Below are 8,549 nucleotides of genomic sequence, written 5' to 3'. Positions count from 1 at the left end.
GACCGCGGACGGCTGGGTCGACCGGTTCGGCCTGCCCTTCCCGGCGGAGGCCCTCGGCTACGGCATGTCCCGCGACGACGTCGGCCGTGTGCGTGCGTCGGCGGACCTGCTGACCGGCTACCTCGACGCGGTGACGGCCCGGACGACCGAGTACCTCGCCACGCTCAGCCCGGAGGACCTCGACGCCGTGGTCGACGACGCGTGGGACCCGCCGGTGACGGCGGGCGTCCGGCTGGTCAGCATCCTCGACGACTGCGTCCAGCACGCCGGCCAGGCCGGTTACGTACGCGGTCTGCTCTTCTTCAACCGCTGACGCGGCTGTCGCCGCTGGAGCGGCAACGGACCGGAGGCCCGTGGCGGTGTCGCCACGGGCCTCCGGTCCGTCATCGGGCACGTCCGGTGCCCCGCGCGCGTCAGCGCGCCGCGAGCTCCGCGACCAGGCGGTCGCCGGGTGCGGCCTCCACGAGGTCGGCCTCGATCTCGGCGTTGTCGAGGATGCCCTCGATCTTGCGACGTCGGTTCCGCGTGACGATCGTCACGACCGTGCCCTCGGCGCCCGCGCGACCGGTGCGGCCGGAGCGGTGCATGTACGCCTTGTAGTCGTCCGGGGCGTCCGCCTGGACGACGAGCGAGACGTCGTCGACGTGGATGCCGCGGGCGGCGACGTCGGTCGCGACGAGCACGTTCACCCGACCGCTGGTCAGCAAGCCGAGGTTCCGGGTCCGCCGGGACTGGTTGAGGTCGCCGTGGAGCGAGGTCGCCCGGATCCCCGCGTCCTCGAACTGGTCGGCCAGACGCTCGGCGTACGCACGGGTCCGGGCGAAGACGATCGTCTTGCCGGAGCCTGCGACGAGCTCCTCGAGGAGCTGGTCCTTCTGGCGCTGCTCGACCACGAGCACGCGGTGGTCGATCGTCGAGGACGCCTGGTCCTCGCCCGCGACCTCGTGGACGCTCGGCTCGTGCAGGAACTCCGACACGAGCGAGGCGACCTGCGCGTCGAGGGTGGCGCTGAACAGGAGCTTCTGCGCACGGTTGCCCTGCGGCGTGACCTCGGCGGTCGCGGCGAGGATCTCGCGGACGGGCTCGAGGAACCCGAGGTCGCACATGTGGTCGGCCTCGTCGAGCACCGACACGATGACCTCGCTGAGGTCGAGCTTGCCCTTGTTCATGAGGTCCTGGACGCGTCCGGGCGTGCCGACGATGATGTCGACGCCGCGCTCGAGCGCACCCTCCTGACGGCCGTACGGGACGCCGCCGTAGATCTGCGTCGTGAAGAGGCCGACCGAGCGGGCGATCGGCTGCACCGTACGGTCGATCTGCAGGGCGAGCTCGCGCGTCGGGGCGAGGATGAGCGCACGCGGGGCGCGGCCCATCTTCCGCTTCGTGCCGCCGCCGTGCTCCATGAGCTTCTCGACGAGGGGCGCACCGAAGGCGATGGTCTTGCCGGAACCGGTGCGGCCACGGCCGAGCACGTCCTTGCCGGCGAGGACGTCGGGGATCGTGGCGGCCTGGATCGGGAACGGGTTCGACGCGCCCATCTCGGCGAGGGTGCGGGAGATGTTGCCGCCGATGCCGAGGTCGCCGAAGGTCACGCCCTCGACGTCGGCCGCCACGGTGGCCTCGGCCTGGAGCTTCTCGAGCTTGACGTCGTCGGCCGGCACGTACGGCGTGCGGGTCTCGTCGCGGTCCGAGCGGTCGCGGCGCGGGCGGTCGTCGAAGCGGCGGGGCGCACGGTCACGGTCGTCGCGGTCGAAGCGCTCGCGGCGGGGGCGGTCCTCGTCGAACGAGCGGCGCGGGGCACGGTCGTCCCGGTCGAAGCGACGGGGCGCACGGTCGTCACGGTCGAACCGACGCGGGCGGTCGTCCTGGTCACGACGCGGGGCACGGTCGTCCCGGTCGAAGCGACGGGGCGCACGGTCGTCACGGTCGAACCGACGCGGGCGGTCGTCCTGGTCAGGTCGCGGCGCGCGATCGTCGCGGTCGAACCGACGCGGCGCACGGTCGTCCCGGTCAAATCGACGCGGCGCACGGTCGTCCTGGTCACGACGCGTGGCGCGGTCCCGGTCGTCACGTTCGAACCGACGGGGCGCGCGGTCGTCGCGTTCGGAGCGGCGGGGAGCACGGTCGTCGCGCTCGAAGCGGCGGGGAGCACGGTCGTCGCGCTCGAAGCGGCGGGGAGCACGGTCATCCTGGTCACGACGCGGCGCGCGGTCCCGGTCGTCGCGGTCGAACCGACGCGGTCGGTCGTCCTGACCACGACGCGGCGCACGGTCGCGGTCGTCACGGTTCCAGCGGCCCTGGCCGCCCTCGCGGGGCTCCCAGTTCGGGCGCGCGGGACGGTCGCCCTGCGCGCCGCGGCCGCGACGCTCCTCAGCGTCCCAGCGCTGCTTCTGGCGCGGCTGCGACGGATCGGCGGCGCGGAAGCCGCGGTGCTTGCTGCTGCGAGCGGCGGGGGTGCCGTTCGGGTGGCGGACTCGGTCGTCGGCACGCTGACGCGCGCCCTTGTCGTACTGGGCCATCGTTCTTTCCGGGGTGCGGACATGCCACGACACCCGGCAGCGACATCGGCGGGGGCGGATCGTGGAGGGGGTTCATCCCGTCGCGGATCGACGTGATTCCAGCCCTCGAGCAACACACACCCAAACGAAGAACTCCGTGGTCACAGTGCCACGGCGCCGAAGGCCGACCGGGTGAGTCTACGCGATGCGTCACCGACTGGCCAGCCCCGGGGCGGACGGGCGCCGCGCGACGGAGGCGGGTCGTGCCTCCAGACCGGTCGGGCGGTGGGTCAGGACTCGGCGAGCCGACGACGCTGCTCGGCCACGTCGAAGTCCGCGGGCGGCCACGTGAGCTGCATGTCCTCGAGTGCCCGGAGGAGGAGCTGCTGCACGGCGAGCCGGGCGTACCACTTCCGGTTCGCGGGCACGACGTACCAGGGTGCCTGCGCGGTCGAGGTGCGGTCGAAGACGACCTGGTACGCCTGCTGGTAGTCGTCCCAGAGCAACCGCTCGTCGATGTCGCCGGGGTTGAACTTCCAGTGCTTGTCGGGGCGGTCGAGCCGGTCGCCGAGTCGCTCGCGCTGCTCGTCCTTCGAGATGTGCAGCATGACCTTGACGATCGTCGTGCCCTCGGCGACGAGGCGGTCCTCGAAGTCGACGATGGCGCCGTACCGCCGTTCGATCTCCTCCGGCGGCGCGAACGAGCGCACCCGCTGGATGAGGACGTCCTCGTAGTGCGACCGGTCGAAGACGCCGAGCTGTCCGGCGCCCGGGAGCTCCCGCTCGATGCGCCAGAGGAAGTCGTGCTCGCGCTCCTCGGCCGTCGGTGCCTTGAAGCCCGCGTAGTGCACGCCGTTCGGGTCGACCGCGCCGACCACGTGCGACACGATGCCGCCCTTCCCGGCCGTGTCCATCGCCTGGAGCACGAGGAGCACGCGGCGCTGGTCCCCCGCGGTGGCCGAGGCGTGCAGACGCTCCTGCAGGGCGGAGAGCCGTGCAGCGCCGGCGGCGAGCGCCTCGAGTCCGTCGATCTTGCGCCCGGGGAAGCCCGGAGTGGAGTCCGGATCGACGCGGTCGAGGCGGAAGCCCTCCTCGACGCGGAGCAGCGGTTCGGGGTCGGCGTTCCAGGCCTTGCGACGGCTCACGGGTCCTCCTGGGGGGTCTGCGGCCCATCCTGGCACCGGTCGGCGCACTCCGCCCGGCGGAGCTTCTCCGTCCGCCGGTGGACGTGGGCGTGCAGCCCGCCGGGTTAGCGTGGTCGCGATGGGAACCGGTCGCCGCTCACTGCTCGCTGCCATCGGCGTGCTCGCGGTGCTCGCGGCCCTGGCCGCGTGCAGCCCGGACCCGTCCGGTGACCGGAACGCGACCGTGACGACCGACCCGGTGATCTACCCGCTGTCGCTCCGGTACCACGGCGTCGACGTCGTCGCCGACGTGCCGTACGGCGCCGATCCGCTGCAGCGCCTCGACGTCTGCCTCCCGCCCGACAGCGAGCCGGACGCGACGGCCACGCCCACCCCGACGGCGCCTGCCACCGCGGACGCTGACGCGCGGACCACCGGGACCCGCCCGGCGGTCATGATGATCCACGGCGGCAGCTGGTCGCACGGCGACAAGGCGACGGCCGCCTACCGCTCCGTGTGCCAGTACCTGGCCTCACAGGGGTTCGTCACGTTCAACGTCGACTACCGACTCGCCCCGACCGACCCGTTCCCCGCCGGGTACGACGACGTCCGGCGGGCACTGGACTGGGTCTTCCGGCCGACCACCCTCACGACCTACGACGTCGACCGCGAGCGCGTCGGGCTCTTCGGCGGGAGTGCCGGCGGCAACCTCGCGGCCCTGCTCGCCGTCACGGACCACGACTCACCCACCTACGCGGACGGCGACCGGATCCGGGCGGTCGTGGACCTCAGCGGTCCGACGAACCTGACGGCGCGTTCGACCGAGGCCGACGGGGTGTCGGCCTCGTTCCAGCGGAAGCAGCTGCTCTACCTCGGGTGCCGGACGTACACGCAGTGCCCGGCGGCCGAGCAGGCATCGCCCGAGTACCACGTCACGGCGGACACCCCGCCCTTCTTCATCGGGCACTCCACGGACGAGTTCATCCCGCTGTGGGAGTCGCAGGAGTTCGTGTCGACGCTGCGGTCCCACGACGTGCCGGTGACGTTCGTGCAGGTGCAGGGGACGGCGCACTCGATCGCGCAGCTCGACGAGGCGATGAGCAAGCGTGTCGTCGCGTTCCTGCGCGACCGGCTCGGCTGACGCACGCGTCCGGCCCGAACGGCGGACGGGAGGCGCCGAGCGGGCGCCCACCGCGCCTCCCGTCCACCGTCTGGTCGCCTCACCGACGGACCGACGTCGCGGCAACCGGGGCCTGCGGAGCGTGTGACGGAGGTCCCCTCCCGATGCGGCCGTTCCGGCGCCTCCTACCCGGGTACCTCGCAGCGGATCGGCCAAAGGCCCAGCACGACCGATCCGCCCTCCGCCGAGAGGGTGACACGCGGAGAGTTCCGCGCATTTGATGTTTCAACGGAAAAATGTCACGGTGGCGGCATCGACCAAAGGAGTGAACAGTGCAGTTCGCAATGAAGTCCGCCGCCTTCTCCACCGCCCTCGTCGCGATGCTTGCGGTCGCGGTTCCGGCCACTGTGGCCCGAGCAGACACCGTGTCCGCGGAAGTGGAGATCAGGGAACGGCTCGCGGCCATCGGCTGAGTGGCGGAGGCACACGGCGGGGAACTGGAAGGCGTGATCATGGCGGCGTTCGTCACGGATCACCTCGTGCTGGTGCTCGAGCTGGTCTGGCTCAGCATCGCGATCCTGTCCGGTGGCCATGCGCGGACGCGGAATCGTCGTGCGTGGACCTGGTTCCTCTTGACGCTCTTCCTCGGCCCGCTCGCGCTGATGTTGCTCGTCGCCTGGCCACCCCGAGCCCACGAAAGGCGAGCGGGCGAGTCCCGCTGACCACATGGCAGACGGGAGGCTCGGGGCGGGAGTGCACCGTGCCTCCCGTGCGTCTCCGGGTTGCGTCCTCAACCGGCGGCCTGGCCCAGGCGCGGGCTCGGCGCCGGCGCCGGCACGCACCGGCGGACACGCCGCCGGTCGGCGTCGGACGTCGATCCCCGGCGTGGCCGATCCGGTGCTCCGAACCCGGTTCCGCGCACCGGATCGGTCACGCGCAGGACTGGACACAGCCCCCGCAGCGGTGTCGGGGCCGCGTCCCCTGGCCGGGTGCCACCCGGAGTCGGGACTGCTGCTCGGCGCCGCACCCGCGCAGACTTCCGGGGTGACCGACACCACGACGCGCCCCGCGACCACCCCGACCACCTGGCAGCACGCCTCCGCTCTGCGGTCGGTGGTGGAGCTGCTCCTCGGGCTGTCGTTCTGCGCGACGGTCGCGTTCGGCGGCTACGCGGCCGCGACCGGACACATGCAGGTGCTGGCGCAGGTCGCGGCGATCGTGTTCGTGACGACCCTCGTCATCGTGCTCGTCAGCTGGTTCCGCGCCGTGGAGGCGTCCGAGCACTGACGGGCTGTCGACCCCCCACACGCCACACGCCACATCCGCAAGCGCCACGTGAGCGTCAGTCCGTCGGTACCGCCTCGTGCTCGCCGGCAGCCCGCTGTTCGTGTCGTTGCTGGCGCGCTTCCTTGCGGGTGAGCCCGGACTCCCGACGATCCGCCCGCCGCTCCCGCGCCCGCTCGACCACGAAGTAGAGCGACGGCAGCACGACGAGGGTCAGCAGCGTCGACGACACCAGGCCGCCGATGACGACGAGCGCGAGCGGCTGCGAGATGAACCCGGACTTGCCGGTGAGGCCGAGCGCCATCGGCACGAGCGCGAAGATCGTCGCGAGCGCGGTCATCAGGATCGGCCGGAGTCGCCGCGTCGCACCCTCGACCAGAGCCTCGGCCACACGGAGTCCTCGACGCCGGTACTGGTTGACGAGGTCCACGAGCACGATGGCGTTCGTCACGACGATGCCGACGAGCATCAGCAGGCCGATGATCGACGCGACCCCGAGCGGGATGCCGGTGATGATCTGCAGCAGGAGCGCCCCGGTCGCCGCGAACGGCACGGACATGAGGAGCAGCAGGGGCTGCAGCAGGCTCCGGAACGTCGCGACCATGATCACGTAGACGATCAGGATCGCGACGAGGATCGCGAGGAACAGCTGGCTGAACGCCGACGACTGGCTCGAGGCCACACCGCCGATCGACGCCGATGCACCCTTCGGCAGCTCCAGCGCATCGACCGCCGCGGTCACGTTCTGCACGGCGGCGCCGAGGTTCGTCGCGTCCGGTGTGACGGTGATCGTCGCGGTCCGGACCGCGTTCGACGTCGTGATCGTCGTCGGGCCCTCGGACTGCTCGACCGTCGCGAGGTCGGACAGCGGCACCTCGCCGGTCGACGTCGGGATGGAGAGCTTCTTGAGCGCGGCGATCGTCTCCGGGGGGTTCGGGTCCGCGATGTACACGTCGAGGGTGGCGTCGTCGATCTCGACGCTGCCGGTGTCGCGCGGCGAGACGGCAGCGGCGACCAGCCCGCCGACCTGCTGCTCGGTGAGGCCGCGCTCGGCTGCCTCTTGCCGGTCGACCTTCACCGCGAGGTAGGGCTCGGCGGCCGAGAGGTTGCTCGTCGCCTCGGTCGTGCCGTCGACGCCCCGCATCGCCCGGAGCACCGTGTCAGCCGCGGTCCGGAGCTCGGCCTGGGTCGGCGCGGTGACGTCGACCTCGATGTCGCTCGAGCCACCGAAGCCACCGCCGGCCGAGGACAGCGACACCTGGCCGACACCGTCGATCTTCTCGATGCGGTCGCGCGCGGTCGTCTGGATGGTGGGTTGGTCGGCCGCCGAGTCGGTCGTGACGTTGTACTGCACGGACGCCGAGGCCCCGCCGCCGAAGGCGGCCTGGATCGACTGGCCGCTCGAGCCGATGGTCGTCTGCACGGTCTCGACGCCCTTCACCCCGCGGAGCACCTCCTCGACCTTCGCTGCCGCGTCGGACTGGTCGTCGAGGCTCGTGCCCGGCTCCAGGTCCTGCGTCACCGTGAACGTGTTCTGGCCGGAGTCGCCGAGGTAGTTGGTCTTGACGAGCGGGACGGCCGCGAGGGTGCCGCCGAGCACGAAGACCGCGAGCACGATGACGACCCACGGACGCCGCATCGCCCAGGCGAGGACGGGACGGTAGCCGCGCTGGAGTCGGTCGCGGCGGCCGGCGTCGTGGAGGTCGGCGGCGGAGGCCAGCGCGCCCGTGGCCGAACCGGCAGCGGTCGCCTCCGTGGGTGTCCGGTCGGCGGCGGCAGCGGCGGACTCGGCGTGCCGGTGCTCCTTCGGCGGCCGGAGGAACCAGTACGCGAGCACCGGCACGATCGTCAGCGACACGAGCAGCGACGCCACGAGGGCCATCGTCACGGTGAGCGCGAACGGCCGGAACAGCTCGCCGACGAGTTCCGCGACGAACGCCACCGGCAGGAACACCGCGACGGTCGTCAGGGTCGAGGCCGTGACCGCCCCCGCGACCTCCCGCACGGCGTCGAGCACCGCTCGGGACCGGTCGACCCCGGGTTGCATGTGCCGCTTGATGTTCTCGATGACGACGATGGAGTCGTCGACCACGCGGCCGATGGCGATCGTGAGTGCCGCCAGCGTGATGATGTTGAGCGTGTACCCGGCGGCGCGCATGCCGATCGCCGCGAGGAGCACGGACGTCGGGATCGAGATCGCCGTGACGAGGGTCGACCGCACCGACAGCAGGAACACCAGGATCACGAGGACCGCGAACCCGAGGCCGAGCAGGCCCTCCTCGGCGAGTGAGTCGATCGACTGCTGGATGTAGGGAGCCTGGTCGAACACGACCGTGAACTGCGGGTCGCCGGCGACCTTCGACTCGATGTCCGGGAGGGCCTGCTTCACCGTCTCCGACACGTCGACGGTGTTCGCCTCCTGCGTCTTCGTGATCGCGATGGTCAGCGCGATCTTGCCGTCGACGCGGCTGATCGAGGTGCGCGGCGACTCCTCGATGGCGACCTTCGCGACGTCGCCGAGCT

The 8,549-nt window shown here is 71.9% G+C and carries 8 protein-coding genes; 5 read left to right on the top strand and 3 right to left on the bottom strand.

The annotated features are described in order from the left end of the window. Positions 1 to 313, top strand: a 313-nt coding sequence (locus NS184_RS16165; protein ID WP_152998280.1) for a DUF664 domain-containing protein, incomplete at its 5' end; no start/stop codon positions are given. A gap of 100 nt (positions 314 to 413) precedes the next feature. Here the strand turns inward: NS184_RS16165 and NS184_RS16160 are convergent. Further along, positions 414 to 2,519 carry a DEAD/DEAH box helicase gene (locus NS184_RS16160; RefSeq protein ID WP_058727113.1) on the bottom strand — a complete coding sequence of 702 codons (2,106 nt, stop codon included), beginning with the start codon at positions 2,517 to 2,519 and terminating at the stop codon, positions 414 to 416. A gap of 269 nt (positions 2,520 to 2,788) precedes the next feature. Next, on the bottom strand, positions 2,789 to 3,643 hold the full coding sequence (locus tag NS184_RS16155) for a PPK2 family polyphosphate kinase (RefSeq protein WP_058727112.1): 855 nt from the start codon (positions 3,641 to 3,643) through the stop codon (positions 2,789 to 2,791). Between the two features lie 118 nt (positions 3,644 to 3,761). Here NS184_RS16155 and NS184_RS16150 point away from each other — a divergent pair, with 118 nt between their 5' ends. From NS184_RS16150 to NS184_RS16140, 4 genes are all read left to right on the top strand, one after another. Next, positions 3,762 to 4,763 (top strand): alpha/beta hydrolase, encoded by a 1,002-nt coding sequence (locus NS184_RS16150; RefSeq protein WP_152998279.1) that lies wholly within the window; start codon positions 3,762 to 3,764, stop codon positions 4,761 to 4,763. Between the two features lie 311 nt (positions 4,764 to 5,074). Next, the gene (locus NS184_RS18445) at positions 5,075 to 5,215 is read left to right on the top strand and encodes a hypothetical protein (RefSeq protein ID WP_193750517.1); all 141 of its coding nucleotides are present in this window, start codon (positions 5,075 to 5,077) and stop codon (positions 5,213 to 5,215) included. Positions 5,216 to 5,254: 39 nt separating this feature from the next. Then, positions 5,255 to 5,464, top strand: coding sequence for a hypothetical protein (locus NS184_RS16145; RefSeq protein WP_058727114.1), 210 nt, complete (start codon positions 5,255 to 5,257; stop codon positions 5,462 to 5,464). A gap of 322 nt (positions 5,465 to 5,786) precedes the next feature. Next, entirely contained in the window at positions 5,787 to 6,029 is a 243-nt protein-coding gene (locus tag NS184_RS16140; RefSeq protein WP_152998278.1) for a hypothetical protein, read from the top strand. Between the two features lie 55 nt (positions 6,030 to 6,084). On the opposite strand, the gene NS184_RS16135 is transcribed toward NS184_RS16140, so the two are convergent. After that, positions 6,085 to 8,549, bottom strand: a 2,465-nt coding sequence (locus NS184_RS16135) for an efflux RND transporter permease subunit (RefSeq protein WP_058727109.1), incomplete at its 5' end; no start/stop codon positions are given.

It is taken from the genome of Curtobacterium luteum (assembly GCF_001475545.1).
In the GTDB taxonomy this organism is placed as follows: Bacteria; Actinomycetota; Actinomycetes; order Actinomycetales; family Microbacteriaceae; genus Curtobacterium; species Curtobacterium luteum_A.
Note: the sequence above shows the minus strand (reverse complement) of the source record. Positions and strands in the feature narration are given on the sequence as shown.